Origin of the sequence: Brevundimonas sp. Leaf363 (genome assembly GCF_001424025.1) — a bacterium.
Lineage (GTDB): Bacteria > Pseudomonadota > Alphaproteobacteria > Caulobacterales > Caulobacteraceae > Brevundimonas.
Genome location: NZ_LMPZ01000002.1, coordinates 905820 through 931349 on the forward strand (window position 1 = coordinate 905820; position 25530 = coordinate 931349).

At 66.0% G+C, this 25530-nt stretch carries 30 protein-coding genes and 1 tRNA gene; 13 read left to right on the forward strand and 18 right to left on the reverse strand.

Annotation, left to right across the window (positions count from 1 at the left end):
- Positions 1–4 precede the first annotated feature (4 nt).
- A complete protein-coding gene (locus ASG17_RS07415; RefSeq protein ID WP_235560377.1) occupies positions 5–646 on the reverse strand; it encodes an HAD-IB family hydrolase in 642 nt (213 codons plus the stop codon).
- Between the two features lie 200 nt (positions 647–846).
- Here ASG17_RS07415 and clpX point away from each other — a divergent pair, with 200 nt between their 5' ends.
- From clpX to ASG17_RS07445, 6 genes are all read left to right on the forward strand, one after another.
- The gene (gene clpX / locus ASG17_RS07420; protein ID WP_056101233.1) at positions 847–2115 is read left to right on the forward strand and encodes an ATP-dependent Clp protease ATP-binding subunit ClpX; all 1269 of its coding nucleotides are present in this window, start codon (positions 847–849) and stop codon (positions 2113–2115) included.
- 312 nt (positions 2116–2427) lie between these two features.
- Positions 2428–4821: an endopeptidase La gene (gene lon / locus ASG17_RS07425; protein WP_056103255.1), complete on the forward strand. Its 2394-nt coding sequence runs from the start codon at positions 2428–2430 to the stop codon at positions 4819–4821.
- A gap of 100 nt (positions 4822–4921) precedes the next feature.
- Positions 4922–4998 (forward strand) — tRNA-Val (locus tag ASG17_RS07430).
- A 149-nt stretch (positions 4999–5147) separates the two neighbouring features.
- Complete coding sequence (locus ASG17_RS07435; RefSeq protein WP_056101236.1) at positions 5148–5384, forward strand: hypothetical protein; 237 nt, start codon at positions 5148–5150, stop codon at positions 5382–5384.
- Position 5385: 1 nt separating this feature from the next.
- Complete coding sequence (locus ASG17_RS07440) at positions 5386–5661, forward strand: hypothetical protein (protein WP_156367760.1); 276 nt, start codon at positions 5386–5388, stop codon at positions 5659–5661.
- A 19-nt stretch (positions 5662–5680) separates the two neighbouring features.
- Positions 5681–5950 carry a hypothetical protein gene (locus ASG17_RS07445; RefSeq protein ID WP_056101242.1) on the forward strand — a complete coding sequence of 90 codons (270 nt, stop codon included), beginning with the start codon at positions 5681–5683 and terminating at the stop codon, positions 5948–5950.
- Positions 5951–6070: 120 nt separating this feature from the next.
- Here the strand turns inward: ASG17_RS07445 and ligD are convergent, their stop codons facing one another.
- On the reverse strand, positions 6071–7048 hold the full coding sequence (gene ligD / locus ASG17_RS07450; protein ID WP_056101245.1) for a non-homologous end-joining DNA ligase: 978 nt from the start codon (positions 7046–7048) through the stop codon (positions 6071–6073).
- A 173-nt stretch (positions 7049–7221) separates the two neighbouring features.
- Here ligD and ASG17_RS07455 point away from each other — a divergent pair, with 173 nt between their 5' ends.
- The 5 genes from ASG17_RS07455 to ASG17_RS07475 all read left to right on the forward strand — a co-directional run bounded on the left by ASG17_RS07455 (position 7222) and on the right by ASG17_RS07475 (position 9694).
- A complete protein-coding gene (locus ASG17_RS07455) occupies positions 7222–7911 on the forward strand; it encodes a Crp/Fnr family transcriptional regulator (protein ID WP_056101248.1) in 690 nt (229 codons plus the stop codon).
- A 93-nt stretch (positions 7912–8004) separates the two neighbouring features.
- Positions 8005–8184, forward strand: coding sequence for a DUF3606 domain-containing protein (locus ASG17_RS07460; RefSeq protein WP_056101251.1), 180 nt, complete (start codon positions 8005–8007; stop codon positions 8182–8184).
- Positions 8181–8420, forward strand: coding sequence for a hypothetical protein (locus ASG17_RS07465; protein WP_235560378.1), 240 nt, complete (start codon positions 8181–8183; stop codon positions 8418–8420). Before ASG17_RS07460 ends, ASG17_RS07465 begins: the two co-directional genes overlap by 4 nt.
- A gap of 426 nt (positions 8421–8846) precedes the next feature.
- Positions 8847–9452: an SOS response-associated peptidase family protein gene (locus ASG17_RS07470; protein WP_369796696.1), complete on the forward strand. Its 606-nt coding sequence runs from the start codon at positions 8847–8849 to the stop codon at positions 9450–9452.
- Positions 9449–9694, forward strand: a complete 246-nt coding sequence (locus tag ASG17_RS07475) for a hypothetical protein (RefSeq protein ID WP_056101254.1) — start codon at positions 9449–9451, stop codon at positions 9692–9694. The genes ASG17_RS07470 and ASG17_RS07475 overlap by 4 nt, the downstream gene beginning before the upstream one ends.
- Before the next feature lie 337 nt (positions 9695–10031).
- Here ASG17_RS07475 and ASG17_RS07480 read toward each other — a convergent pair whose 3' ends face one another.
- Entirely contained in the window at positions 10032–10439 is a 408-nt protein-coding gene (locus tag ASG17_RS07480; RefSeq protein ID WP_056101257.1) for a hypothetical protein, read from the reverse strand.
- A complete protein-coding gene (locus ASG17_RS07485; protein WP_056101260.1) occupies positions 10436–10864 on the reverse strand; it encodes a M15 family metallopeptidase in 429 nt (142 codons plus the stop codon). Before ASG17_RS07485 ends, ASG17_RS07480 begins: the two co-directional genes overlap by 4 nt.
- A 93-nt stretch (positions 10865–10957) precedes the next feature.
- On the opposite strand from ASG17_RS07485, the gene ASG17_RS15445 reads away from it, so the two are divergent.
- Together ASG17_RS15445 and ASG17_RS15450 are read left to right on the forward strand one after the other, a co-directional pair.
- Positions 10958–11110 (forward strand): hypothetical protein, encoded by a 153-nt coding sequence (locus tag ASG17_RS15445; RefSeq protein WP_156367761.1) that lies wholly within the window; start codon positions 10958–10960, stop codon positions 11108–11110.
- A gap of 224 nt (positions 11111–11334) precedes the next feature.
- Positions 11335–12120: a hypothetical protein gene (locus ASG17_RS15450; protein WP_156367762.1), complete on the forward strand. Its 786-nt coding sequence runs from the start codon at positions 11335–11337 to the stop codon at positions 12118–12120.
- Between the two features lie 17 nt (positions 12121–12137).
- Here ASG17_RS15450 and ASG17_RS07490 read toward each other — a convergent pair whose 3' ends face one another.
- The 14 genes from ASG17_RS07490 to ASG17_RS07555 form a co-directional block, all read right to left on the reverse strand.
- On the reverse strand, positions 12138–12650 hold the full coding sequence (locus tag ASG17_RS07490; RefSeq protein ID WP_056101263.1) for a hypothetical protein: 513 nt from the start codon (positions 12648–12650) through the stop codon (positions 12138–12140).
- Positions 12647–12988, reverse strand: a complete 342-nt coding sequence (locus ASG17_RS07495) for a hypothetical protein (protein ID WP_056101266.1) — start codon at positions 12986–12988, stop codon at positions 12647–12649. The genes ASG17_RS07490 and ASG17_RS07495 overlap by 4 nt, the downstream gene beginning before the upstream one ends.
- Positions 12989–13017: 29 nt before the next feature.
- A complete protein-coding gene (locus tag ASG17_RS07500) occupies positions 13018–13419 on the reverse strand; it encodes a DUF1353 domain-containing protein (protein ID WP_056101270.1) in 402 nt (133 codons plus the stop codon).
- Complete coding sequence (locus ASG17_RS07505) at positions 13400–13996, reverse strand: hypothetical protein (RefSeq protein WP_056101273.1); 597 nt, start codon at positions 13994–13996, stop codon at positions 13400–13402. The genes ASG17_RS07500 and ASG17_RS07505 overlap by 20 nt, the downstream gene beginning before the upstream one ends.
- On the reverse strand, positions 13996–15810 hold the full coding sequence (locus ASG17_RS07510; RefSeq protein ID WP_056101276.1) for a hypothetical protein: 1815 nt from the start codon (positions 15808–15810) through the stop codon (positions 13996–13998). The genes ASG17_RS07505 and ASG17_RS07510 overlap by 1 nt, the downstream gene beginning before the upstream one ends.
- Before the next feature lie 4 nt (positions 15811–15814).
- Positions 15815–16564, reverse strand: coding sequence for a hypothetical protein (locus ASG17_RS07515; protein WP_156367763.1), 750 nt, complete (start codon positions 16562–16564; stop codon positions 15815–15817).
- Positions 16565–16578: 14 nt separating this feature from the next.
- Entirely contained in the window at positions 16579–17937 is a 1359-nt protein-coding gene (locus ASG17_RS07520; protein ID WP_056101281.1) for an SGNH/GDSL hydrolase family protein, read from the reverse strand.
- Entirely contained in the window at positions 17937–19406 is a 1470-nt protein-coding gene (locus ASG17_RS07525; RefSeq protein ID WP_056101284.1) for an SGNH/GDSL hydrolase family protein, read from the reverse strand. The genes ASG17_RS07520 and ASG17_RS07525 overlap by 1 nt, the downstream gene beginning before the upstream one ends.
- 29 nt (positions 19407–19435) lie before the next feature.
- Positions 19436–19975 carry a hypothetical protein gene (locus ASG17_RS07530; protein WP_056101287.1) on the reverse strand — a complete coding sequence of 180 codons (540 nt, stop codon included), beginning with the start codon at positions 19973–19975 and terminating at the stop codon, positions 19436–19438.
- On the reverse strand, positions 19972–21846 hold the full coding sequence (locus tag ASG17_RS07535) for a hypothetical protein (protein WP_056101290.1): 1875 nt from the start codon (positions 21844–21846) through the stop codon (positions 19972–19974). The genes ASG17_RS07530 and ASG17_RS07535 overlap by 4 nt, the downstream gene beginning before the upstream one ends.
- Positions 21846–22169 carry a hypothetical protein gene (locus ASG17_RS07540; protein WP_200935040.1) on the reverse strand — a complete coding sequence of 108 codons (324 nt, stop codon included), beginning with the start codon at positions 22167–22169 and terminating at the stop codon, positions 21846–21848. Before ASG17_RS07540 ends, ASG17_RS07535 begins: the two co-directional genes overlap by 1 nt.
- Before the next feature lie 92 nt (positions 22170–22261).
- Positions 22262–22837, reverse strand: a complete 576-nt coding sequence (locus ASG17_RS07545) for a DUF2163 domain-containing protein (RefSeq protein WP_056101296.1) — start codon at positions 22835–22837, stop codon at positions 22262–22264.
- A complete protein-coding gene (locus tag ASG17_RS07550; protein ID WP_056101299.1) occupies positions 22837–23424 on the reverse strand; it encodes a hypothetical protein in 588 nt (195 codons plus the stop codon). Before ASG17_RS07550 ends, ASG17_RS07545 begins: the two co-directional genes overlap by 1 nt.
- On the reverse strand, positions 23421–25523 hold the full coding sequence (locus ASG17_RS07555) for a phage tail length tape measure family protein (RefSeq protein ID WP_056101302.1): 2103 nt from the start codon (positions 25521–25523) through the stop codon (positions 23421–23423). Before ASG17_RS07555 ends, ASG17_RS07550 begins: the two co-directional genes overlap by 4 nt.
- Positions 25524–25530: the final 7 nt, after the last annotated feature.

The window sequence follows — 25530 nt, forward strand, 5'->3', positions numbered from 1 at the left end:
CGGTCTAGGGCCGCCCCTTGAACACCCTGAACCCGGCCTCTCCGGCGATCGCCAGCATTTCGGTGTCGCCGGAGGTGTCGCCATAGGCGGCGGCCAAGGTCAGGTCTTCGCCATACGCGGCGCGCAGGCGGCGCACCTTCTCTTCGGCCCGGCAGTTGGGTCCGGAGAAGTCGCCCGTGACGCGGTCATCCGAACCAAAGGTCAGGGGCGTGCCCAGCAGGCCCTCGGCGCCCAGGCGGGCGGCGAAGGGCGCCACGGTCTCTTCGGGTGAGGCTGTCACGATTACGCGATGGGCGCCGCGCGCACCCCAGTCGTTCCAGACCTTGAGCGCATCCGGCCGCATGAACCGCGGCCAGACCTCGTCGGCGAAGCGGGTGGCGAGCTCGGCCAGTTCGCTGCGCGTGACGCCGGCCAAAAACTCGCGCGTCGCGGCGGCCTTTAGCCGGCCCCGATCGCGGTCACCCGCGTAACCGGCCAGGGCCGGCGCCAGTTTGACCAGGCCCAGCGCCCACCCTCCGGGTCCCACGCGCCACTTCAGGAAGGCGTTGTAACTGTCGCGAATCGTCAGGGTGCCGTCGAAATCGAAGGCGACCACGGGCTGGCCGGGCGATAGGGCAGGCGCGGTCTGGCGTGAAGGGGCTGTCATCCCCATGTCATGCATCCGCCGTGATCCCAAACCAAGCTGACATACCGATCGTCCGACCCCTCCGCCGCACTTTGGCGGGGTTGTCGCGGCGGCTGGGATGGGTGATTGTCATTTTTTGAAGACCTTTGCGCCCAGACTCACCGTCTAAACGCGAAGGAAGCGCGTTCCGCCCCTGGTGGACGCGAGATTGAGAAGGGTCGATGACCAAAGCTGCCGGCACAGACGCCAAGAGCACCCTCTACTGCTCCTTCTGCGGGAAGAGCCAGCATGAGGTGCGTAAGCTCATCGCCGGACCGACCGTGTTCATCTGCGACGAATGCGTCGAGCTGTGCATGGATATCATCCGGGAAGAGCACAAGATTTCCTTCAAGACGACGAAGGACGGGGTCCCGACTCCGAAGGAAATCCGCAACGTCCTCGACGACTATGTGATCGGCCAGAGCCACGCCAAGAAGGTGCTCTCGGTCGCGGTCCACAACCACTACAAGCGCCTGAACCACGCGACGAAGAACAACGACGTCGAGCTGGCCAAGTCGAACATCATGCTGATCGGGCCGACCGGCTCGGGCAAGACGCTGCTGGCGCAGACGCTGGCGCGCATCATCGACGTGCCCTTCACCATGGCCGACGCCACGACCCTGACCGAGGCCGGTTATGTCGGTGAGGACGTCGAGAACATCATCCTGAAGCTGCTCCAGGCATCCGACTACAACGTCGAGCGGGCCCAGCGCGGCATCGTCTACATCGATGAAATCGACAAGATTTCGCGCAAGTCGGACAACCCCTCGATCACCCGTGACGTCTCGGGTGAGGGCGTACAGCAGGCCCTGCTGAAGATCATGGAAGGCACCGTCGCTTCCGTGCCCCCGCAGGGCGGCCGCAAGCATCCGCAGCAGGAGTTCCTGCAGGTAGATACCGCCAACATCCTGTTCATCGTCGGCGGCGCCTTCGCCGGCCTCGAGAAGGTGATCTCGGCGCGTGGCGAAGGGGCTTCGATCGGCTTCGGCGCCAAGGTCAAGGACGTGGACGAGCGCCGCACCGGCGATATCCTGAAGGGCGTCGAGCCCGACGACCTGATGCGCTTTGGTCTGATCCCCGAGTTCATCGGCCGTCTGCCTGTTCTGGCGACGCTGGAAGACCTCGACGAGAAGGCGCTGGTCACCATCCTGACCGAGCCGAAGAACGCCCTGGTCAAGCAGTACAAGCGCCTGTTCGAGATGGAGAATGTGGGACTGACCTTTACCGATGACGCCCTGAGCGCCGTCGCCAAGAAGGCCATTACCCGCAAGACCGGCGCTCGCGGTCTACGCTCGATCATGGAAGGCATCCTGCTGGAGACCATGTTCGAACTGCCGACCTTCGAGGGCGTGGAGGAAGTGGTCGTCAACGCCGAGGTGATCGAGGGCAAGGCCCAGCCTCTGCTGATCTACTCCGAGGCGCCGAAGAAGAAGGCCGACGGCGCGGCCTGATCGGCGGCTTCAAACGGCTAGAATGAGGCACGGGCGCCACACAAAGCTGTGGCGCCCGTTTCCATGTCCGGCAGTGGTCGCGCACGTTTCGTCCGCACCCTTATCGCACCGCGCATGACCTGCCCAGCTTGGCCGCCAGATCACGCTTGTGTGGGCCGTTGTTCGGTCACGCTTGAACCGCGATCCACTGGGGCCACATACTCATCCGAACGCCGTCGGAATCGACGGGCCGCGACGAGACTGTCCCCGCATCTTGCAGGGGGCGGCCGTAGCGGCGGGCCGGCGATCATCAAGGGCCCAGGAGTGCGCATCATGTCTGAGTCAAAAATCCTGCCTGTTCTGCCTCTGCGGGACATCGTCGTCTTCCCGCACATGGTCGTGCCGCTGTTCGTGGGGCGCGAGAAGTCGGTCAAGGCGCTCGACGAGATCATGAAGGGCGAGAAGCTGATCCTTCTCGCGACCCAGAAGAACTCGGTCGACGACGATCCGTCGCCGGACGCTATCTATGAGACCGGCGTGCTGGCCACGGTGCTGCAACTGCTGAAGCTGCCGGACGGCACGGTGAAGGTGCTGGTCGAGGGCAAGAGCCGCGCCCGGCTGATCCGCTTCACCGACCGCGAAGAATATTTCGAGGCCGAGGCCGAATCTCTCGCCGACGAGCCGGGCGAACCCGCCCAGGCCGAGGCGCTGTCGCGCGCGGTCATCGAGCAGTTCGAGAACTATGTGAAGCTCAACAAGAAGGTGCCGCCCGAGGCCCTGAGCTCCATCCCCCAGATCACCGATCCGTCCAAGCTGGCGGACAGCGTCGCCGCGCACCTGTCGGTCAAGATCACCGACAAGCAGGCGCTGCTGGAGATGATCGAAACGCCGCGCCGTCTGGAGCGGGTCTACGGCCTGATGGAAGGCGAGATTTCCGTCCTTCAGGTCGAGAAGAAGATCCGCTCGCGCGTGAAGCGCCAGATGGAGAAGACCCAGCGCGAGTACTATCTCAACGAGCAGATGAAGGCGATCCAGCGCGAGCTGGGCGAGACCGACGATCAGCGCGACGAGATCATGGAGCTCGAGAAGCGCATCCGGAAGGTCAAGCTGTCCAAGGAAGCGCGGGCCAAGGCGGACGCCGAGGTCAAGAAGCTGCGCAACATGAGCCCGATGTCGGCGGAATCGACGGTGGTGCGCAACTACCTTGACTGGCTGCTGTCGATCCCGTGGGGCAAGGCCAAGCAGAAGCCCATCGACCTGCAGAAGGCCGAGGACATCCTCGAGGAGGATCACTTCGGCCTGGAGAAGGTCAAGGAACGGATCGTCGAGTATCTGGCCGTCCAGGCTCGCACCGGCTCGCTGAAGGGGCCGATCCTGTGCCTGGTCGGACCTCCGGGCGTCGGCAAGACCTCGCTGGCCAAGTCGATCGCCAAGGCGACCGGGCGTGAATACGTCCGCATGTCGCTGGGCGGCGTACGCGACGAGGCCGAGATCCGTGGGCACCGCCGCACCTACATCGGCTCCATGCCCGGCAAGATCATCCAGTCGATGAAGAAGGCGAAAACCACCAACGCCTTCGTCCTGCTGGACGAAATCGACAAGCTGGGCGCCGACTGGCGCGGCGATCCTTCGTCGGCCCTGCTGGAGGTGCTGGACCCGGCTCAGAACTCGACCTTCGGTGACCACTATCTGGAGGTCGACTACGATCTGTCGCAGGTCATGTTCGTCACCACGGCGAACAGCCTGAACATGCCTCAGCCCCTGATGGACCGGATGGAGATCATCCGGGTCAGCGGATACACCGAGGACGAAAAGGTCGAGATCGCCAAGCGCCACGTCCTGCCCAAGCAGCTGACCGACCACGGCCTGAAGGCCGAGGAGCTGGTCATCCCGGAAGACACCATCCGCGACCTGATCCGCTACTACACGCGCGAAGCCGGCGTGCGGTCGCTGGAGCGGGCCTTGGGCGGTCTGGCGCGCAAGGCGGTGCGGGAAATGGCCAAGACCAAGGTCAAGACCATCACCGTCGACGCGGCCAAGCTGGCCGATTACGCGGGCGTGAAAAAGTATCGCTATGGCGAGACGGACGAGGTGGATCAGGTCGGCATCGTCACCGGTCTGGCCTGGACCGAGTTTGGCGGCGATATCCTGACCATTGAGGCGATCAAGATGCCGGGGCGCGGTCGCATGACCGTCACGGGCAATCTGAAGGAGGTGATGAAGGAATCGATCTCCGCCGCCGCCTCCTACGTCCGGGCCCGCTCGCTGGCCTTTGGGGTGAAGCCTCCCGTGTTCGAGAAGACCGACATCCACGTGCACGTGCCGGACGGCGCGACGCCCAAGGATGGTCCCTCGGCCGGTGTGGCCATGACGGTCGCAATGGTCTCGGTGCTGACCGGCATCCCGATCCGCAAAGACATCGCCATGACCGGCGAGATCACCCTGCGGGGCCGTGTCACCGCCATCGGCGGCCTGAAGGAGAAGCTGCTGGCGGCTCTGCGCAGCGGCGTGAAAACGGTGCTGATCCCGCAGGAGAACGAGAAGGATCTCGCCGACGTGCCCGACAATGTGAAGGGCGCGCTGGAGATCGTGCCGATCTCGACGGCGGACGAGGCGCTGAAGTGGGCCCTCACCGGCTCGCTGACGCCGGTGGAATGGGACGAGGCGACCGAGCCGTTGCCGGCCCCGCCGCCCGCCGCCGACGGCGGCGCGGTGGTCGCGCACTAGGCAAGGACAGGGCCGGGGCGATGCTCCGGCCCTTTTCTTCGGAGCCTTTTCCATTGATCGGGCGGGGCAGGGCGGGCAGAACCCGCCTGCACGCATGGATGGGCGGCTAGCTCAGCTGGTCAGAGCATCTCGTTTACACCGAGAGGGTCGGCGGTTCGAACCCGTCGCCGCCTACCACGTATCACTGGGTTTGCTGGCCGGATGGCCTGTCTGCTTCCCAGTTTACTACCCGGAAACGCCATTCTGGGGACTGTTTCCTGCACTGTGTTCCGTTTTTGTTCACGCGAGCGTAACCCTCTCGCCGGGTCGGGCAACCCAGCGACACGATGACCAGACTTCGCACCATCGTCACCCAGGCTGACCTCGATCAGCTGAAGGCGGCCCACAAGACGCTGACAGATATCTGCGTCGGGCTGCACCCGGCCTGTAACTTCCATCCGCCGCTGTATGCAGCCATCGCGACGGTGAAGGCCTGCGCGGTCGACTGGTCGGGCCGGCCGGACATCTGGAGTTCAAGCACAGGCAAGCTGGACGGCCGGGCCACGCCGGACGGCCAGTCCTGACGTGGGCGGCAACCCGCGCTATCGCCTTTGGACCCGCGACAACTGGCAGGGGTACTGCCCGACGATTGGGCGCATGCTGGACCGGGGCTGGTCTTTCACCATCACCTGCGGGGCCTGCCGCCTAGAGATGCGCGTCGACACCGACAAGATCATCAAGGCGAAGGGCCGTGACTGGTCGCCTTGGGGCAAGTCGGCCGCGTGCCGGCGGATCGGCTGCCTGGGGCGGATGAGACTGCGGGCCTACGCGCCGGGGCCGAACGAGTTCATCGGGATCTGATCTCGCGCGTTCCCTCGCCATGACCATAGACGACATGGACGAAGCGCTGAGGGCCGATCCCTCCATCGTCGCCTTCACCCTGACCGGCGAAGACTGGTGGGCGCTCGAGGCGCATCAACGCGCGACGCCGAACAACGAGCCCGGCTGGGGCAAAGGCGGGCTGACGCACCAGGGCGTCATCGTGGGCGTGATGCCCGGCCCGTCGCGCACCTGGACCGAGGCGGAGTGGCGCGAGACCTGGGGCGTGCTCCCAACGGAATTTGAGATGCATCTGCCGAGGGGTCTCTGAGAGTTAAGGCAGACGCGCGCCCATCGAGAACGCGTACAGCGCAGCGGCGATCAGCACCACGATCGCACCGATCATCACTAGCCGGTTCTTGTTCATCGTCAGACTCCCTTACCTGAGGTCTCAGCCCTCGCGCCGTACTTCAGTCGGTGCCTTGTCGTCGCGCAAGCCCTTAAAGCTCGCCTGCCGCAGACGCCCGCTGGCCGTCCATTCGGCGATGTCCGCCTGAACCACCACCTCTGGCTCGATGAAGTGCAGGCTGTCGCCGCCGGTCGCCCTCGGCTGTTCGCCTGCGAACGGCGTGCGCGCCCGCGCCAGCGCCTTCAGCCGGGGCCGCAGCTCCTTCAGGTGCTCGTCTCGGAACCCGTTCTTGATCGACCCGGCGTAGCGCAGCTGGCCCCGATCATAGACGCCGGTCAGCACGCCCTTGAACCGTCCGTCGGGCCCGGCCTTCCAGCCGCCCACCACGACCTCCTGACCCGGCCGGCACTTGGATTTGATCCAGACGGCGGTGCGGCCGGAGCGATAGTTCTCGTCCGACCGCTTCGAGACGATGCCTTCCAGCCGCATGGTGCATGCAGCCTTCAGCAGCGCGCTCGGCTCCGCATCCGGGAAGTGGTCGACGAAGCGAAAGCGCTTGGCCACGGCCGGTCCCGCATCAGCCAGCAGCTTCTCCAAGCTCTTCTTGCGGGTCGCCAGCGCATAGGGGCGCAGGTCCGAGTCGCCACGCCACAGGATGTCGAACACGAAATAGACCAGCCGCCCCGACGTCCGCCGGTTCAGGTCGCTGCGCAGTTGGCTGAACGCAGGCATACCCTCGGCGTCCACGGCGCACAGCTCGCCATCCAGGATGCAGTCCTCGAACGCGGCCGCGTCGGCCGAGTGCGCCGCCAACTTGTCGGTCCAGTCATGACCATTGCGCGTGAACCAGGTCGCGACGCCCCTCTCGACCCGCAGCTGGAAGCGGAAACCGTCGTACTTGATCTCGTGAATCCACCCGCGCCCCGCCGGCGGCTTCGCCTCGAGGGTCGGATGGGAGAGCGCCTGAAAGCCCACTGGCATCTTCAGCGTGCGCTCGATGTCCTGCTTTCTGCGGGCCATGGCGGCGAGTCGAACACCAAGCTTGGCGATTCGATCCGCTTAGTTCGTAGAGCGCTCCAAACCGCGAGGCCCGAGCTTCGAATTTCGATAGTAGCTTAGCCGATAAGAGCGTAGTGCAGCACAGCGGATGACCAGCGCATTTGCGCTGTGACGTCTTCTCAGGCTCACCGCAAATGCACCAAGAGTCCGACCGCATCCAGAACTGGACGTGGAAAGCCATGAGCGAGCCGGATAAAGCCGCGCTTAGGCCACACACATACGAGCGCCTGTTGGCGCAAGGCGACATCCTCATGCGGACAGATGACCACGTCGACGTGGTCTATTTCCCGATATCGGCCGACTTAGCCAGTATTGTTCGGTTGGAGGACGGCAGCGCCGGGATGGTGACGACCGTCGGGCGGGAGGGTCTGACCGGGCTCGCCGCGTTCCTGGCCAATGAACGGCTAGGCTGGGACATCCAGGTGCAGATTGGCGGTCACGCGTGGGGCCTTCCGGCCGACGTCCTCCGCCATCAGGCCAAAGTCAGCCCGGACCTCGCGGAGCAGCTGCTTCAGCTTACCCACACGAGCCAGGTCCAGGCCGCCAGAACCGCGATCTGCAATCTCCGCCACTCGGTGAAGCATCGCCTCGCTCGCTGGCTCCTGTCGACGCAGGACCGCACGGGCCAGAGCCAGTTCCGGACGACTCAGGAAGAAGTGGCACTTCTCCTCGGCGTCCAGCGCACGACTTTGAACGCCGCCTTCCAAACGCTCGAAAGCATAGGCGGCGTCAGGATTGGCCGCGGAAACATCCGCGTGGTGGACCGGAATGCCCTGCGTGTCGCGGCGTGTGAATGCTACTGCGCTAGACACGTATCGGCATAACCCGCGCGTTGCTCTGCGCTGCGCTCCGCCGGTTACCAAACGGAGGAACGGCCATCTCTGCAGAGAGTTGTTGAGCGCGAAGGGAGACAGCGCATGTCCGACGACAAATCCAAGACCGGCGGCCAGGACCGCGAGCGGATCAGCCTAAGCGAGGACTACGAGGTCCGCGACTGGACGGCCAAGTTCGGCGTCACCGAAGAAGAGTTGAGGGCGGCCGTCGCGAAAGTCGGGAACGGCGTCGACGCCGTTCTGAAAGAGCTGCGCGGCCAATGACCATGAAGCTGTTCCGCATCGTGGTGCATGGCCCCGGCGGTGACCGGACGATCCGCGTGCCGTCACCCACTGAGGTGCAGGCTGGGGACGCCGCCGCTCCGCTGATGGCCGAAGGCGACGCGATCGTTTCGGTCGAGGAAGAGCTCGACGCCAGTCAGGTCGCGGACGCCGCGCCACCCAAAACCCAGGCCGAGGAACTAACGCCCGTCACGCCCGGCGCCGCCGCCGCCGACTAGCGCCTCAACTCCCGCCGTAGACATGGCGCAACCGCCCATGCCAGCGTCGAGCAGGGCGTTCAGTAGTGGCNGCGGACGCCGCGCCACCCAAAACCCAGGCCGAGGAACTAACGCCCGTCACGCCCGGCGCCGCCGCCGCCGACTAGCGCCTCAACTCCCGCCGTAGACATGGCGCAACCGCCCATGCCAGCGTCGGGGGATGTGCAACCTCTACACCATCCGCAAAGGCCCGGCCTCGATCCTCGATCTGGCGCGGGCCTTTGCATCTGAGGTCGGCAACCTCGAGCCGCGCGACATTTATCCGGATTANGCAACCTCTACACCATCCGCAAAGGCCCGGCCTCGATCCTCGATCTGGCGCGGGCCTTTGCATCTGAGGTCGGCAACCTCGAGCCGCGCGACATTTATCCGGATTAGGCCGCGCCCATCGTCCGCGCCGATGCGAACGGCGAGCGAGTTCTCGTTATGGCGCGCTGGGGCCTGCCGTCGTCCAAGAAGGCGATTTTCGATGCCGCGACCAAGCGGGCCGACAAGGCGCGCGCCAAGGGCAAGGACGTCGACTTCCCCAAGATGCTTGAGCTGGAGCCCGACGCCGGCACGACGAACGTACGCAACACTGCGTCCAGCCACTGGCGGCCGTGGCTTTCCCCGGCCAACCGATGCCTGGTCCCCTTCACGGCCTTCAGCGAGCCGGGGCGCGACGCCGCCGGCAAATACACGCCGATCTGGTTCCGGCTGCGTGATCCGGATCCGGAGCCGCTGGCCTTCTTCGCCGGCGTCCACGTCCAAAGCCACACCTGCGTCCGCAAGATGAAGACCGGTCTGGAGACGTGCGACCTGTTCGCCTTCCTCACCACGGAGCCGTCGGAGCCGGTGGCGTCGATCCACCCCAAGGCCATGCCGGTGATCCTGACGACCGAGGAAGAGCGGGATGTTTGGATGCGCGCGCCGTGGGATGAGGCGAAGGGCCTGCAGCGGGCCCTGCCGGACGGGAGGCTGGAGATTTTTGATCGGAGCACCGTAAGCGGATGACCTGGACGACACGTAGAGACGGCAGCCTCGATCTTGCGATCGTCGTTGGATATGAGCTGATCGCCCTCGACAACGACGCCTTGGCGATCCGGATCGAGTACGCGGAGAACCAGGAGCAGCTACTGGGTCAGACGGCACCCGCGACCAAGCAGTTGGTGTTGACCCGAGAGCGGGCCACAGAACTTGGCATGGACCTCACGCACGGTGTGGCAGTCAGCGGTGACACCAAAGGCAAGGCCTGAAACGACGAAAGCCCGGCCACCCCGCGAAGGGCGACCGGGCCTGAATGCGGAGCCGCTAAGGCTCGACGCTAATGGACGGTAATGGGGCCTAATGAACTAGCCCGGCCGGGGAGGGGCGCTGGGCGGCGTCTCGCACGTCTGACCTGCGACGGAGGCCCTCTCCCACCCACGACGCCCCCAGGACCGCGCATCAGCATCGGACGTCAGATGCTCGCGTGTCGCCTCGCGCTCTTCGGCGGTCACAGGCACCACGATAGTCCCGGCGACGGGCGGCTCGGCCTCCAGCGGCGCGCACAGGCGTGGATCGGCCGCGACCGGAGCGGGCTGGGCGATGGGCTCAACCGGCAGGCTGGAGGGCTTCGCGCACGCTCCGAGGATCGACAAGCTCACGCACAGGGCAGCGGGACGGATCATAGGTCGGCTCCTTCGTGACGATGCGTTCGATGACGCGGGCGGACTGGCGGGCTTCGGCGACGCGAGCAGCGCATTGCTCGATCAGGGATGTCGCGGCGGCCTGGGAGGTCTGGCGCTCTTCGCCCCGGCGGCTCTCCGACACGCGGTAGGAGGCCATCCACCCAAGGGCGTGGCGCTTCCACTCGTTGGTGCCGGCAATCGCCACGTCGTGGCGGGCCTCTTGGCGGGCGTGGGAGGCGGCTGGCCCAATGAAGGGCGTCCAGTGCCAGAGAAGCGCGCCGATGACGGCGGCTAGGGCGTACGGGGCCAGCAGGCGGGCGAGGGCGGTCAATGCGCCAGCTCGAAGTGCGGGCTGTCGCTCTCACCGCGTTCCCGGGGCTTGCCATCCTGGTCCCAGTCAGCGCCCCAGCGGATCTTCACGCCCAACTGCTTGGCCGCCTCGAACATCGCCCGCGACACCTGGTCGAACGGCCCGGTCGCCTTCCAGTCGTAGGGCGAGGGCAGCAGATCGACGGCGTGGCCGAACCCGTCCGCCTTGACGAAGTGGTTGCTGTTTACCGTCCAGGTGACGACCGGGCCCGGCTTCGTGCGGCCTTGGGCGTATAGCTCTTTCTGCCGCGCCGGGGTGCGGACGCCCTCGATGACCTTGAAGTCGACGGGGCTGATTTCGATGGCTCGTTCGACCACTCGGACCAGCTGGGGATGCACCCCCGACAGGCGCCCACGCGAGGTAGCGCCCAAGGCGAACTTGGCCATCGTCAGTCTCCAGTTTGTGATGGGAAATCTGCGGCGCAGCTCGCGGCGAAGCTGAAACCTGCGCCGCCGTTTGCGACTTGCTCTCGCATGACCATGACGCCGAGAACCGTCGAACAATGCCTGGACGAAGCCCGCAAGCTGATTGCCGAGGCCGTGCCGGAGCAGGACGAGATGCGGCGAACCGCCCTCTTGGCGTTGGCCGACCACTGGATCGCGCTGCACGCGTCGCGGAAGTCGGAGGCCTAGGTCAGCGGAAGATCGACCAGATGGCGAGCGCGAAGCTGGCCACAGTCGCCAGGACCATGAGGGCCAACAGCAGGATGTCGCCGCGCTTCACATTGGAATAATACCAGCCTTGAATGCGCCCGGGAACGAACGGGCCGAATCGTTGGATCGCGGCTAAGATCAACGCCTCTGAGACTGCGCGTGTATGCCTCACAGCGCGCAATCGAGCTTAAGGATTCGCCACCGTGCTGAAGACGTCGAAAGCTTTCGATCTTCACGACTATGCCGATGCACTTCCTCGGGGAAAAACGCGAACGAAGCTTCTTTCTGCGATACGGGGCTACCTTGGCATCAAATCAGTTATACGCGATCTGACCCATGCTCGCGAGGTAATGCGTATCCTTGGTGAGCACCAGGCGAAGGAGACCCCTGGCAGACAAACGCTGGATTCGGCCCTGCTGGGTCGAGCCCTTTTTAATCAAGCGCTGCTCTTATACGTCGGTGCGACAAAGACAGTATCGCATTCGAGACCCCCATTTGATGGCTGGCGAATGTATAGCGAGAATGATCGGAAGAGGCATAAGGTCATATGCGATCTCAGAGACAACGCTATTGCGCATTATGGGCCTGGGGGTGAGCTGCTGCGCCAGCCGTGGGTAGAGGATCGTTTAGCCTTAGTCGTAAACTCGCAAACAGATATGCTTCACCTCAAACCATGCTACAAAATATCTGCCACCAAAGGTGTCCTGTCTGATGATCTTCGGGCCCTTATCGAACTGGCTTTGTCCTTAGCCGAGTTACGAGTTAACCCAAAAGCTGAAGACCTCTTCAATCTGCTGCGCACGGAACACGGGGCGGGTCAGGATCTACTCGAAAAATCGCCGTTCGACCCCATGAAGTTCTTTGACAACGAACCCGCAGCAGCGGCCTTTTGGGAGACCGGCCCAAGCGAAACGAATATGATTAGTATAAGCGCCGATAGGCGGCAGGTCGTGCGCGACGACAGTCTCAACCGGACGGGGGAAAGCTAAAGCGCGAATCCGGTTCGTCAACCGCCGCCATTGACCATCACCGTCAGGCCGACGCCGATCAGCACGAAGACCGCGGCGCCGACGAAGATCCATCGGTTCCACCCCGGCGGGGTCTCCATCGCAGGCCGGTCCAGCATGGCTGCCGGCGGCAGATGCATCCCCGCCTCCACCATCCATTTGTCGCGGCCCAGCACGGCCAGCAAGCGCATCACCATGACGCTCCACGGCGGCGGCGACCGCTCCCGCTGCACCAGGTCCAGGATCAGCAGCGACATGACCAGCGCGACCAGCGCGCCCGCCGGCAGCAGCGGACTCATGTGATCGACGCGGACCAGCCGCCCGGGCCAGATCAGGGTCGCGCCGCGCACCACAAAGAAGGCGGCCATCGCGAACACGACGCCCCGGTGCAGCCAACTCGCGCTGATCCGCGTGTGGTAGGTCGGCCCCAGGATGCGGAACACGACGGTCATCACTCCTGCCGCACCCAGGAACAGCAACCCGGTCAGCGTCACCCATGCGCCATGGCTCATGACGGCTTTTCCTTCTCGTCGATCGCGGCTTTCAGGGCGGCCTTGAAGATCCGGCCCAGGAAGTTGAAGAAGGCGCGCGGATCGTTCGCGGCCAGATAGCCGGCGACCAGGGCGACGGCCGGCTTGGCCATCACCGGCACGGCCGCCGCGACAGCAGACGCCAGCGCCTCGGCCGCCACCGGCCCGGCGAACACGCCGATACCCAGGCTCAACCACGCCTTCGTGCGCGCCTCGGCGGTCGCCCCCTTGGACGCATAGGCCGGCAGCATGCCGATGGCGCCCGCGATCAGGCCGCCGCACAGGCCCCAGAACGCGGACAGGTCACGCGGGTCGTACATCCGCCCCTCCAAGGCTTCAGATGGGCGGGTCAGACGTCTCGGGTCGTCTGGGCCTGGCAACGCACGCCGGCCCACATGATCCAGCGGCGCAGCGGCGGCACATCCAGCACCGCCATCGCCTCCCGATAGATGCGGTCGATCTCGCGCCGGGCGCGGGTCCGCGGCTTCGGCTGAGACCACAGGAAGTCGTGCAGCACCGCCGCCTTGGCGCCCCGATCGAACGTCGAGACGAACCCGCGCGCCCAGCGAGGCACGGAACAGAAGTCGGTCTCGAACCCGATCGGCACTTCGATCGTCTCGCCGGAGCCCAGATGCCCGACGTCATAGGCGAAGGGGCTGATCAGCCGGACCGTCCCGCGCCCCCGTTCCTCCCGCTGCTGCACCTCCACCCGCAGAGGCAGAGTGAAGCGGCTACGCGGGCCAGCCGGCATTGATGTCGATGGCGTCGAGGGCAGCCCGATCGGGCGCGGCGTCGATTTGGTCTTTCAGCACCCAGGACCGCCCCATGATCTGCTGGCCCCAGGTCGCCATGCCGACCACGATCACCTGCAGTCCTTCGGCGAACGACGCGACCACGGTCTCGTTGTCTGCCGTCCTGAACGTCGCGCCCATGACGGCGCCGTGGCCGCCCATGACGGCCGCCGAGTAAGAGGCCTGCGACGTCAGCCAGTTGATCTTGTCGGTCTCGTTGCGGACCTGCAGCGTGTGCCCCGCCAACGCCCCGGTGCTGGGTGTGAACCCGGCGGCGAACACCGCCTCACGACGTGCAGTGACGGCCGCGTTCTTGGCGGCCTTGGCCTCTTCAAAGGTTGGCGCCGGATAGTGCTCGGCGCGCCATGCCGCGATGAATTCCGGCGTCCAGACGGCCTCGATCTCTGCCGCGACTTCTCGCGGCAAATCGCTCAGGTCATGGCCCGGCTCGCGCGACCCACGGTGCGGGCCGTTCTCGGTGTCCCACTTCAGGAACAATAGGCCGTCAGCGGCCAGGACGTGCTCGATCAACTGCATCAGTTGGCTCCCACGAAGACGCCGGCGAAGACGAAATTGAAGCCGTCGGTGATGCTCGACCAGGGCAGGTTCGAGTAACCGCTGGCGCCGCTCTGCTCCATTCGGAACTGGTTGGACGAAACGGTGGCCGTCAGGATGTTGGAGGCTGTCAGCGTCAGTCCGGTGGCGCGCGAGACGGTCACGGCGGCGTCAGCGGCCGAGGCTGCCGGCAGGCCGCCGATCCGCACGTTCCCCGTCCCTCCGGTGCCCTTGCTGGTCAGAGCGACGCGCCCCCAGTAGATCCAAAGCTTGCCGACCTTGATGTAGCCTCCGGCGTTCGCTGCCGCATAAACGGCGTCCGTCGGGGTCGTGCCGTCTGTTACGATGGAAGGCGTCCACGCGCCCTCTTCGTAGTCGTCGAGGGTATTCGGATCTGTCGATGCCAGTTGGGCGGCCGGGAATGCGATCTGGCCCGTCCGGCCCGCTCCAGCCCAGCCACTCGCACGAAACAGGTGGTTCAGCCGCCAGTTGCCGCCGCCGAGATACTCGAAGAGGGCGAAGTCGCCGACCTCGAGCGTCAGATCCTTGCCGCCGGGCAGGATCAGGCTGGTCGCATTGTGGGTCAGGGTGTGACCGGAGTTGAACCGGGCGAAGTAGAACGGCTCGGCCAGCGAAGCCGAGGATCCCAGCGCAGCTATGGTGGCGGTCGAGCCTCCGATCACCACGAAGTGCGAGGGGTACAAGCCCAGGTCTACCGTTGCGCCGATACTGGCGAACGGTCCCACCCCGCCCGCCATGAGGCTCGCTGCCCGCGTCCAGCTGACCAGCCGCCAGTTGCCCGAGGCGTTGGATTCGAAGATGGCGATATCGCCCGCCGCCGTCAGCAGGTTCGCACCGCCCGGCAGAATCAGGGATGTGCCGTTATGAGTGAGCGTCAGCGCCGAGGCGAAGCGCACCCGCTTGCGCAGGTTGGCGCCCGCCCCCAGCGACGTGATCGTGGTCGTGCCGGTGATGCGGACCTTGTTCGAGGCCGCCGCGCCGATGTCCGTGGTCGCGGCGCTCGCGACATCGACTTCGGTCGCCTCTTCGCCGGCCAGGCCCAGGGCGGCCAGGATCGCACGGGCCGCGACGGCGCCGGCCGTGCTCAACAGCGACCGGCCATAGTTGCTCTCGCTGACCGACTGATACTTGCGCATCCGCCAGACGCCCGAGCCGTCAGACGAGAACTCCGCCAGGTCGCCGGCCGCCATCTGCATGTCCGCCGCGCCGGGCAGGATCAGGTTGGCGCCGTGGGTCAGAAGGGGCGTGCCGGTGAAGCGCAGCAGCTTGCGGCGGTTAGCCACGCTGTCGAACGCCGTGATGGTGACGTTGCCCGACACCACGACCTTGTTGCTGTTGGCCGCGCCGATGTTGGTCGTGGCGGCCGAGGCGACCGTGACCTCAGGCGCGTCGCCCAGGTCGCCGGTCAGCGTGCCGCCGCTGATCCCACCCGTCGCCCCGCCGGGGCCGGACAGTGCGATGTTCCAGGCAGTCTTCGTACCGGAGCCCCCGACCGACACCACATCGACGACCAGCGACGTGCCCGAATAGCTGGAGACCTGCCCCAGCATGTAGTTGGCCGGGTTCGCCTGATCCGACACCTGCACGAACTGGCCAGCGACGAACGCCTTGCCCGATTGCGTCGTAAAGGTCTTCTGGCCCGTGCCGATGGCGTTGCTGGTCGTGGACGAGGCCAGGAACAGGGCGGCGTTGGCCGCGCTCGATCCGGCTTCCAGCAGATCCAGTCGAGCGAGCAGGGGCAGCAGTCGCTGGGCGACGAAGGTCTTGACGCTCATCGGATCATCCCAGGGTGATGCTGCGGCGGACGCACCAGGCCGCGACATCGGCGGCGAAGGCGTCCTTGAGGGCGATGGAGGGCGTTTCGTATTCGCCCAGGCCCTTCACGAAGAAGACGGCGGCGATGTCGACGGCGTCGCGGAAGGTGGCGGAGTAGTCGTCACCGATGCGGAACTTGCGGGCTGCTGGTCGGCGAACGCCGGGGCCATTGGCCAGGTTCGGCGCGAGCACGCCTGGAGCCGCGCCATATCCGCGCTGGTTGATCACCGTACGGTCAGCCGGCGCAGGCTCGTAGATCGCCGAGAAGAGGTTGATCCACCATTCGGAATAGCTGGTCGTCAGGACGCGGCTGGAACTGAGCAGGCCGCCGGCCGTGTCCGCGCTGACCCGCAGCGATTTGCCCGACGTGTAATAGACCGACGTCCCGGGCGAGGTGTTGTTCAGGTAGGTGCCGGCGACGATGGCGCCGTTGACCGGCTCGGCCACCATTCGCGAGACGCTGACGATGCAGACCTCTTCGGTGTCGAAGATCTCCGTCTCGAGGCACGCGCCGCCGCTGAACCGCAGAGCGTTGGCCTGCGGGACCGGCACACCGATCACCCGCGCCGGCGCGCCGCCCGCGTGGTTGATTACGGCGCGCTCCAGTCCCTGCGACAGATCGAAGGCCCCGACCAGTTCGAGACACAGCTCCGGGCGCGGCGTCACGCCCCACGCGGAATCAATCCCTGCAAAGGGGTCTTTGGCTTTGATCATGGGGGCGCCTCAGATCAGGGGACGAGGTCGAGCAGGTTCGCGCCAACCGCAGCGGCGAAGTCGGAGCCGCCTTCGCTGTTGAAGTGCAAATCGTCCTTCCAGCGCCCCTCGGCGTTGCCGACAGACCAGACGGGGAAGTCGTCGTGCGCGTTGTAGAAGGGCAGGTCTTCGGCCTGCGTGTAGGCCCACATCGCGTCGCGATAGGTGTCCTGCGGCTGGTAGGCCAAGGCGTTGGATTGCGCCGGCGCCACGATGATCGGCGGCACGGCCAGACAAGACCGGATCGCCTTCAGCCCCTCGATGGTCTTCGATGGCGGCGACCAGACGAGCGTCGTGGGCAGGCCGCGATAGTCGTTGGTCGAGATGATCAGCATGGCCGCATCCAGACCGATGTCCGCTGCGATGGCGGTCATGGCGTTCTTCGCGGTCGTCGTCAGGACGGTCCAGTCGTAACCCGTCAGGCCGGAGTTTCCGAACTTGATGAGCTCGGCGCCCGACTTGGCGGTGATCGTGGCGTACACGCCAAGGATCTTGATCGTCCCGGCGGACCAGGCCAGCGACAGGGTATGCGCCGTCTCGGTCAGGCCTGCGGTGATGGTCAGGATGCCGAGGCCGCCGGACCCGTCCGTCGCCACGGTGTTCACCGCGCCGCCGTCGACCTGCCAGGTGAAGGTGCCGGTCTTCTCATAATAGACGCGGAACTCGGTCGCGATGCAGTTGGCCCAGGTCACGCTCGCGGTGGCCGAAGCGGAAAGGCTATGACCATCGATGCCGCACAGGCCGGCCGGCGGCTGGTCGGCCGACAGGTCGAAGGTGGACCATGCGCCCGACTTGGCGAAGGTCACGCCGTTCAAGGGTGGGCTGTCGGTCGTCGCGTTGACGCTTAGCCAGCCTTCGCCGCCCTTGCCGAACTCGTCGTACAGCTTGTTCCCGAGCGCCTGTGGGATGGCCAGGTTGTCACCCCAGCTGTCGCCGCCCACGCCCAGCTTCAGCTTGACGACGGAGCCGGTCCCCGCGTCCAGACGCCGTTCCAGCTTGCCCTTCTGCGCCCGCCACTTCCGCAGCGCGCGGCGGTTGGCGAAGATCGGCAGACCCGACGACATCTTGGCCAGCTTGGCCTGCATCTCGGCGCGCTGGACGTGCGCGGGCTTCTCGCCTGGGCGTATCATGTCCAGCATCTGGCCGCCGGCCGTCTGGACGAACGACCCGCCGTAAGAGTTGGAGACCTCGAGCACCTGGCCAATCAGCGCGTAGATCGCGTCGATCTGGGCTTTCGTCTCCAAGGATTGAGCGTAGATCGCCGCGACCACGCTCGCGCCGTCAATGCGGACGACGATCTGGCCGTTGACGACGGAAACGACAGCGTCAGCCATTAGCGAGCATCCAGCAGATAGGTTTTCAGCTTGCCGATGCCGTCGAGCGCGCCCTTCGCATTCGGGTGCTCGAAGTCGGTGAAGTTGCCGGCGTCGTTTTCGACGGCCCAGGTGTCCCAGAGCCGGAGCCAGCTGAACTTCTCGATCCCGATGGACGCGACGGTCGTGTCCATCGCCGTGTCGTAGGCGCTGAGCGGATTGACCGGGGTGCCGTTGGTGTCAGGCGGCAGGATGAACAAGTAGCTGGCGCCCGAGTTGAGGTTGCGCAGCGTGCCGACGAACGTCGCGATCTCCGATGCGAAGGTCGAGGGCGGGGAGTCGGGCCGCTGGTAATCGTTCGTGCCCAGGATGATGATGATCAGCTTGGGCGCCAGCAGCGACATGCAGTCGCCGGCGGGGTCCGCATACTTGATCAGGTCGCTGGCCTGCAGGCTCGAGTTGCCGGCCTTCAGGAACTCGATGCCGGGGCCGTCACGGGTCGAGTAGACCCCCAGCAGGACGACGTTGCCGCCGGTGCTGACCGAGGTGTCGACCTCCAGGGTGTGGGCTGCCAGGGGGAGGGGGCCGATGTCCACGAACGTGGTGCCGGGGGAGCCGGTCGGGGTAACGGTCGTCCAGGCGCCGCCATCGACCCGCCACTGGAACTTGCCCGTCTGCCCACGGTCGTAGAACAGCTTCAGGCGCGTGGCGATCGTGCCCTCGACCTTGAACGATCCGCCGGTGCCGGATCGCACGATGTAATGGCCATCGATGCCGGCCTTATAGGTCGCGGCCGTGTTGTCCGAGGCGTCCCAGAGGGTGAAGCCGGGGCGGGTGACGGTGACGCCGGTCGGCTCTGTGATGCCCCTGACGTTAATCCAGCCGTCGCCCGCGATGGTGAGACCGTCGTCGGCGTACAGCTGGCGGAAGGCGTCCCAGATCTTCGTTTGCTCGGCATAGCTGTCGCCCAGGATCGCGACCGTGACCTTGCCGGAAGGCGAACTGGCCTGCAGCGCGGCGATGGCGTTCTGGAAGGCACCGAGGGTCAGGCCCGACGTGAAGGTGTTTGAGGGGATGATGTTCTGCGTCGCGCCGGGCTCGATGATGAAGCTGCCCTGTAGCCAACGGTGCTTCGGATAGGCGGGCGCCTTCGTGACGTGCATGTCCCAGCAGAGCGCGACGGACTGGCCGACCTTCACCCCGGAGTCGGGGAAGGGCAGCAGGTCTTCTAGGGTCCGCTCGTTGATGCGGATCGTCACCGTGGACGTGACCCGGCCCGCCACTGTCGCCACGCTGACCGACAGACCTTGCGCCGGCGCGACACTGTTCTGCAGCGTCAGCACAGCCGAAGGCGCGTCGCGGTAGGGCCGCACCTGCATCACCAGCGCGGCGCCGGTGAAGTCCAGGTCTTCGAAAGCGATGGTCGCCACGAAACCCTCCCAGCGCAGAGCCGTGAGGTCGAGCGTGCCCGTACCGATGCCAGGGATCATCGGGCCTCCAGTTCAGATTGAGGGGGTCGTCAGACTTCGATGACGGTGATGCGGACGGTCGCCCCGACCAGCAGCGACAGAACGCCGGTGACGAGCGCCGCCTGCTTGGCCTGGATCTTCACGCCGGTTGCGGTGCGAGACCCGGCGACCTCTTCCACCGACACCGGACCGCCAGTCACAGGCGCGTTGCCGGTCGGGATGACGATGGGTGGATTGGCGAAGGCCGGCGTCGCGTTGAAACTGAAGGTCGCGACGCCTTGCGCGTTCGTGACGGCCTGCAGCTCCATCACCCGCTTGATGGCGTTGAAGTTGAAGCCGTCCGCCTTGGCCGAGGCCAGCGAGCCCGAGGCCGTCAGGTAGCCGGTCGCGGGTTTCGCACCCGCGCCGCCCGACCAGTCGTAGAGCTCGATCAGCGTGCGCGCGCTGTCCTGCACACCCCGGAACATCGGGGTCCAGCCTGACGCGCCGGTGTCGCCCTTGGGGCCCGGGTCGTCCTGCTGAAGGATCGGCACGACCGACCCGTCCGCCATCCGGCTCGCGCCGCCGTTCACAACCACCTTCGGGCTCATACGGTCACCCCCGTCTGCACCCAGGCCGATTGCGCCCCCGTGTCAGAGACGGCCCGCGCCCAATACCGGATCACCCCCGACCCCGGCGTGTCGGTCACCGTGAAGGTCTGGCTTGGGGCGCCCATGATCGGCGGGACCAGGTTCGTCCCCGGCATGGTCGTCGAGTTCACCGACCGGCGGACCTCGATGTAGTCGAACGACAGGTCGGACGGCGCGCGCACCGTCAGGGTGACTGTGCCGCTCGACACCGTGGGCGTGTAGATGGCAGGCGCGTTGATGAAGGCCGAGGGCGGGGCCGTCGATCCCGGCACAGGGCTTGTCACCCCCACCTGCGCCATCGCGGCGTCGTGCTTGGCGTCCGTTTCTTCGCGGAACGTGATCCGGACGACCGCGGTCATCGGGTCAAAGTTGCGCTGCAGGCACTTCGCCTTGACCCCGTCGAGCTGGAAGCCCGGAGCGTCGAAGGTGAAGCAGTCGCCGGGCTTGATCCGGCGCATATAAGCCTTCAGGGGGACAGTTCCGGACAGGCGCTCGCGACGGTCGGCCAAGTCGTAATAGATCAGCTGGGCGGCTTGGTTCTTATCGGGGACGTAGGGATAGTCGCCTCGCGTGGGACGCTCGGATCCCCGATCCTGCGTCACCCAGGCGGCGTTGCCGATGGGATCGATCGGTGTGAGATCGCCCCAGGTATGCGCGCCCGAGAGGAAGTAGGCGGTCCCTGAGTTCTTTCGGTCTAGACGCGACGGCCCCAGCGAGAGCTCAACCTCGCCAGCCGTATCGGCCGGCGTGATCGTCAGCAGGCTCGCTTGTTCGGCGCCTCGCGAGACGCAGCTGATCTTGCCTGCGACCCGGGACCGATACGCCCCGGCGGCCTGCAGCGCCTGGTCGAGCACCGTGCTCTCGTCCATCGAAGAGTCGGGGACGCCGGCCATCTTCCAGCCGTTCGCGTCCGCGACGTTCGCGGCATAGACGAAGGCCCCGACATCGATCCCGTCCAGGCTGGACCCGATGCCGCCCACGAGGGAGGACTGATAGGGCACGCCGTACAGGCCGCCGCCGCTGTCGCCCTCCCATCGACCAATCGACCAGTTGAGGCCGTAGATCGCACCGTTGCTCATCAGAACCCAGGTCGCCGGGTTGTTGAGCCGGCATGTGCCGGCACCACCCGGCCAGGTGCTATCTATCCGGGGATCCCACCCTCGGAGACCGTCTAGGATGATGAGCGGCTTCTCTTCGTTGCCCTCGAACTCGCTGAGCTTGGAGTTCTCCGACAGCGTCAGCATGTAGGCCGCCGCGCCGCTCATCTTGTAGGCGGATGTCCAGTCCGGGATCGTGGCCCCGCTGGTCAGGCCGCTAGGAGAGGTGAGCGCCGTCTCGGGCTGGGTGCCGAGGGTCGTCTGAAGCCACATCCAGCCGCTGTGCGGCCCGTTGGTTGCCTTCTCGTCCGACCCGAAGGTGGTGACGACGTCGTTGAACGCCGTGCTGACGATGCCTTGGATCGGGCCAGAGCGCGCCAGGGTCGCGACGATGGACTGGTACTGGTTATTCGGGCCGTACGCGACGCGGTAGTTGATCTTGCCGGCCATGCCGACGCGGCCGGCGGGGAAGGGGAGCGGGGTGTCGTTGCTGGCGACCCAGTCCGTGGGCTGGCGACCCTGGCCGGTCGCCATGCCCGACATCGTCGATCCGACAAGGTTCAGCGCGAGGCCGGCCGTGACATACTGGCCCGCCGTGATGCCGAAGGCCGCAGTCCCGAAGGCCCCCGTCAGACCGCCGCCGGCGAGAGTCGGGATCAGAGAGGCGCCGGCAGTCGCCAGGGCCAGACCGCCGATGACGATGGCCGTTCCAACCGTGGCCAGCGCCTTTCCCATCAGAGCGTCCTCCAGGCAGCGACAAAGGCGTGGGGCTGCATGATCACCGCGCCCTTCTCGCCTTCGAGGAAGCCGATCACCCGGCCATTGCCGACCGCCACCGCGAGGGCGCCCAGAGGATGCTCAGTTGGGAGCGCCATCAGGTCGCCGGGTAGGGTCATGGCAGGCGCAATCCGCTGTAGGCCGACACCGTCGAGCGCCTCGACAAGCGAGTTGAAGCCCAACCGCTTGAGCGCCTTCAGACCCCCGATCTCCGTCGAGTAGGCCGGGAGCTTGCCTTGCCCCACCCGGCGGCCGAGGTGGTGCAGGCAGTGCTTGGCCAATTGGACGCAGTCGGCTTTGCCCGGCTCGTAAGCGCGCCCCCGGAAGCGATCGATGCAAGCTTGGGCTGCTAGAGCCCGCTTCCTCATCGGGGTCATGAGATGGCGTTGTTTGGCGCCGTGGTGCGCCAGTAGATTTTCTTGGTCAGCCCATCCACATGCGACAGACCGAGCTCACCCGGCCAGACTGATTGGTGGAAGGAGTTGGTCAGGCGGCGCTCATCATTTGCCTCGAGCATCCTCGCCTCTTCGGTGATCAGGTCGTAGGACAACTCGCCGCCGGTGCCTGATAGCCGGGGCTCATCCAGCTCGGCCCGGAGCAGCAGATCGGGCTCCCCGACGAGGCGGCCGGTTTCGAAGTCGACCGCCCCAAAATGGATAAGCACCTCGGCGCCCTGGACCTCTGGTGCGACGAGGTCTGCGAACGCGTCGTCTGACGACGGCATGAGCGAGAGGGTGCAGCTCGTCACCTCGGCGTCCACGCCGTCCGAGATTTCACCGACCTCTGAGACCGTCCCCCAAGCCGTCAGCGCCCGGTAGACCTCGCCGCCCCATCTGACGAAGCCGCCATCCGTCCAGCGGATCGTCGTCGAGCCGTCGAGCTTGATGGTGACTAGGATGACCGTGAAGGGCGCCTTGGACGCCAGTTCGGCGATCAGGTCCGCGTCCATCACTCGCGCTCTTTGATCGTGAAGCCCGGCGCGATCAGGTGATTGCCGTCGATGGCCCAGCAGCCCTCGTCAGGCGTGCAGAACCCCTCCATTTCGGGCTGTCCCAGCAGGACGGCGTCGTTGTCCGCCGGAGGAACGCGGAGCATGGTCCGCAGCGGCAGGGCCAGCACGCCTGTCGGGCTTGCGATGGCGTCCGACCGGGCGCGGTAGCAGTAGCGCTGACCCGCTGTGATGATCGTCAGCCACTGGTTCTTGCGGACGGCATAGCTCGGCGTCACGCCGTCCATGACGATATTGGCGCCTGCCTGGCCGCCGCCCCGAACTCTGGGCAGGCCGGGCGTGCCCGTGTCGAGACCGGGTTGAGGGATGGCGAAGATGCAGGTCTCGGCCTCGTCATCGATGTCCGCCCACTCGTAGGCGTCGTCGATCTCCATCGGCTCCAACTTGACCTTCAGCTGGTAGCGCGAGCCCATCCGGTTACGGCGTTGCTCGGGACCGCCGAAAGCAGGGACCAAGGCATTCCGGGCGGTGATCAGCGTCGGCTCGATGGAGACGCCTTCGAACACTGTCGGCAGGACCAGCGTCACGCGCGGCGGCCCGTCTTCAATGTGCGGGCAGCGCGGCGGCTCTGATCAACCGGGACCGTGCTGCGCGAGACGGTAACGCTGCCCTCATAGGCGGCGGCCGACATTGGCGTGGCAACGTCACTGGCTGTTCTCATCACGTAGGCGTTCAAGCCATCGCGGTCGGCCGTGACCATGACCTCGACGGGCTCGCGACGACGGGCGGCTTCCTGTTGGGCTTGATAGCCCTGCGACGCCGTTCGGATGCCCGTCGTGGCCGATCCGCCTGGCATGTTGTCGTTGCTGGCGTAAGAGGCGGACCCGCCGCCGCTGCTCCCCCGCAGGCCCAGACTGGCCAGCACCGCGACCATCGCAGCGACTAATGGAAAGGCGAACGGGCCGAGAGCTGCGAACATCTTGGCCGCGCCCTCAACCATGTAGGAAGCCCCGCGCGCCAACGATCCGGCAACAGCAGAGGCGGTCTCTGTCTGGCCAGTCGTCATAGCCATCAGCATCCCAGCCAACTGCTGCGCGCGATATACCTGCTCGATGGCCAGCAAGACGCGGTAGCCGTCCGAACCTTCCTCGAAGAAGCCCCGAGCCGCAGCGGCCATGTCGCCGTAGTTTTGCATCTGCGCCTGGGCGCGCTCGCGGTCAGCCTGGACCGAAGAGAGCCGGTGCTCCTTCTGTGCGAGGTCAATGTCAGCGAGGCGAGCCTCATAGCTGGTCATCGTGGTCAGGAGGTCGCCAAGCGCTCGGCCGGGCTCGCCGAAAGCCGACGAAAGACCCCGCGCCATGTCGTCTGCCAGGCCGTTGATCAGCCTCATCTCGTCAGCCAGCAGCTTGAGCGGGTCGATGAGTTCCGGCAGTCGGTAATCGAGCGGCCGCAGGTTGGGCACGTCGAAATCCGTAAGGCGCTGGGTCGCCAGCGCGTCGGGCCTGTCGCGACCGCCGCGGGTTGCGCGCGCATCGCCGGCAGCAGCCCGGTTCCGAGCCCGAGCGGTTGCTTCGGTGTTGGCCATCCATCTCTCATAGGCCGCAGTCAGGCCCGCCAGCGTTTGGTCAAAGGCGGTGATGTACTCGCTGCCCGCCCGCCCGATGAGGTTAGCCGCGGCGCCGGCGAATGGGTTGCCGATGCCTGAGAAGCGCACCTCGTCGACGTAGCCGATCGAGCCGGCCAGGCTGAACGCCGGGTTCACGGCGGCAAGTCCCTTGGCTCCGGCAATCAGACGATTGATGCCGGCGATGCCGGCGTTGACCATGCCTTCCACCGCACGAATGGTGATGTTGGCTGCCGAGATCGCGGCATCGCCGAGGACTGCCGGTATGGCGCGCCAGTTGTTCCGAATGACGTTGTAGGTGCCGATGAATGCTGCACCGATGGCGCCAGCGGCGTTGATCGCGACCTTGCCGGCCAGGTCCAGAAACTCGTTCCAGCGCTCTCCGACCCAGTCCAATTGCTCGCCGAAGGTTTCGACAAACATCTCTTTGATCGTGGTCCCCAGGGCCTTGAAAGCGTCGCCGGCCGTGGCGGTCGAGGACACGCCCTCTTCCTTGAGGCGCTCCATCTGCTCCCGCGTGAGCCCCATGCCGTCCGTCACGTCACCGATGTCCGAAGAGAGGGATCGCGTCGCCAGGCCCCAAGCGCCGGCAACGACCGCAGCGCCTGCAGCAAGGGCGGCGATAATGGGCAGGAGCGGGGCAAGGGCGGTCCAAACGACCGCGCCGGTGGCGATCATCGCGGCGCGGATGCCGGTACCGGCCCGGATTGCCGCAGTCTGGAAGATGTCGAAGAGCTGAGGCCCCTGCATGATTGCGATCATCAGCGGGTTGGTGCCCATCGCGGCCTGGACGAACACGTCGGACATCTGGCGGCTGAAGTTCAGGCCCTCCTGGGCCGTGAGGCCCATGCCGCGTTGCACCGAGGCGAGCGCCCGCTGCTGCTGCATGATGCCGGCGTTCATGGCCTGAAGCGGACCTGAGGTGCCGCGTGCAGCAGCCGCTAGGCCGTCGACGCTCGCCTCGGCCCGGTCCGCCGATGCCGACAGTCCGTCCAGGCGGTCCTCAGCGAGCTCGGCCTGCTGGCTTTCGACAACAACGGCAAGTCGGGCGATGTCGGTCATGCGATCG

Excerpts from the sequence above, each read along its gene's own strand:
- ASG17_RS07445 (WP_056101242.1), top strand. The coding sequence starts at position 5,681 with ATGACCATAGACGACATGGACGAAGCGCTGAGGGCCGATCCCTCCATC.
- ASG17_RS07515 (WP_156367763.1), bottom strand. The coding sequence starts at position 16,564 with ATGATCAAAGCCAAAGACCCCTTTGCAGGGATTGATTCCGCGTGGGGC.
- clpX (WP_056101233.1), top strand. The coding sequence starts at position 847 with ATGACCAAAGCTGCCGGCACAGACGCCAAGAGCACCCTCTACTGCTCC.
- ASG17_RS07500 (WP_056101270.1), bottom strand. The coding sequence starts at position 13,419 with ATGCCGGCTGGCCCGCGTAGCCGCTTCACTCTGCCTCTGCGGGTGGAG.
- ASG17_RS07545 (WP_056101296.1), bottom strand. The coding sequence starts at position 22,837 with ATGGACGCGGACCTGATCGCCGAACTGGCGTCCAAGGCGCCCTTCACG.
- ASG17_RS07510 (WP_056101276.1), bottom strand. The coding sequence starts at position 15,810 with ATGAGCGTCAAGACCTTCGTCGCCCAGCGACTGCTGCCCCTGCTCGCT.
- ASG17_RS07520 (WP_056101281.1), bottom strand. The coding sequence starts at position 17,937 with ATGGCTGACGCTGTCGTTTCCGTCGTCAACGGCCAGATCGTCGTCCGC.
- ASG17_RS07525 (WP_056101284.1), bottom strand. The coding sequence starts at position 19,406 with ATGATCCCTGGCATCGGTACGGGCACGCTCGACCTCACGGCTCTGCGC.
- ASG17_RS07485 (WP_056101260.1), bottom strand. The coding sequence starts at position 10,864 with ATGGCCAAGTTCGCCTTGGGCGCTACCTCGCGTGGGCGCCTGTCGGGG.
- ASG17_RS07505 (WP_056101273.1), bottom strand. The coding sequence starts at position 13,996 with ATGCAGTTGATCGAGCACGTCCTGGCCGCTGACGGCCTATTGTTCCTG.
- ASG17_RS15445 (WP_156367761.1), top strand. The coding sequence starts at position 10,958 with ATGACGCCGAGAACCGTCGAACAATGCCTGGACGAAGCCCGCAAGCTG.
- ASG17_RS07435 (WP_056101236.1), top strand. The coding sequence starts at position 5,148 with ATGACCAGACTTCGCACCATCGTCACCCAGGCTGACCTCGATCAGCTG.
- ASG17_RS07490 (WP_056101263.1), bottom strand. The coding sequence starts at position 12,650 with ATGAGCCATGGCGCATGGGTGACGCTGACCGGGTTGCTGTTCCTGGGT.
- ASG17_RS07460 (WP_056101251.1), top strand. The coding sequence starts at position 8,005 with ATGTCCGACGACAAATCCAAGACCGGCGGCCAGGACCGCGAGCGGATC.
- ASG17_RS07495 (WP_056101266.1), bottom strand. The coding sequence starts at position 12,988 with ATGTACGACCCGCGTGACCTGTCCGCGTTCTGGGGCCTGTGCGGCGGC.
- ASG17_RS07465 (WP_235560378.1), top strand. The coding sequence starts at position 8,181 with ATGACCATGAAGCTGTTCCGCATCGTGGTGCATGGCCCCGGCGGTGAC.
- ASG17_RS07555 (WP_056101302.1), bottom strand. The coding sequence starts at position 25,523 with ATGACCGACATCGCCCGACTTGCCGTTGTTGTCGAAAGCCAGCAGGCC.
- lon (WP_056103255.1), top strand. The coding sequence starts at position 2,428 with ATGTCTGAGTCAAAAATCCTGCCTGTTCTGCCTCTGCGGGACATCGTC.
- ASG17_RS07535 (WP_056101290.1), bottom strand. The coding sequence starts at position 21,846 with ATGGGAAAGGCGCTGGCCACGGTTGGAACGGCCATCGTCATCGGCGGT.
- ASG17_RS07475 (WP_056101254.1), top strand. The coding sequence starts at position 9,449 with ATGACCTGGACGACACGTAGAGACGGCAGCCTCGATCTTGCGATCGTC.
- ligD (WP_056101245.1), bottom strand. The coding sequence starts at position 7,048 with ATGGCCCGCAGAAAGCAGGACATCGAGCGCACGCTGAAGATGCCAGTG.
- ASG17_RS07530 (WP_056101287.1), bottom strand. The coding sequence starts at position 19,975 with ATGAGCCCGAAGGTGGTTGTGAACGGCGGCGCGAGCCGGATGGCGGAC.
- ASG17_RS07455 (WP_056101248.1), top strand. The coding sequence starts at position 7,222 with ATGCACCAAGAGTCCGACCGCATCCAGAACTGGACGTGGAAAGCCATG.
- ASG17_RS07415 (WP_235560377.1), bottom strand. The coding sequence starts at position 646 with ATGACAGCCCCTTCACGCCAGACCGCGCCTGCCCTATCGCCCGGCCAG.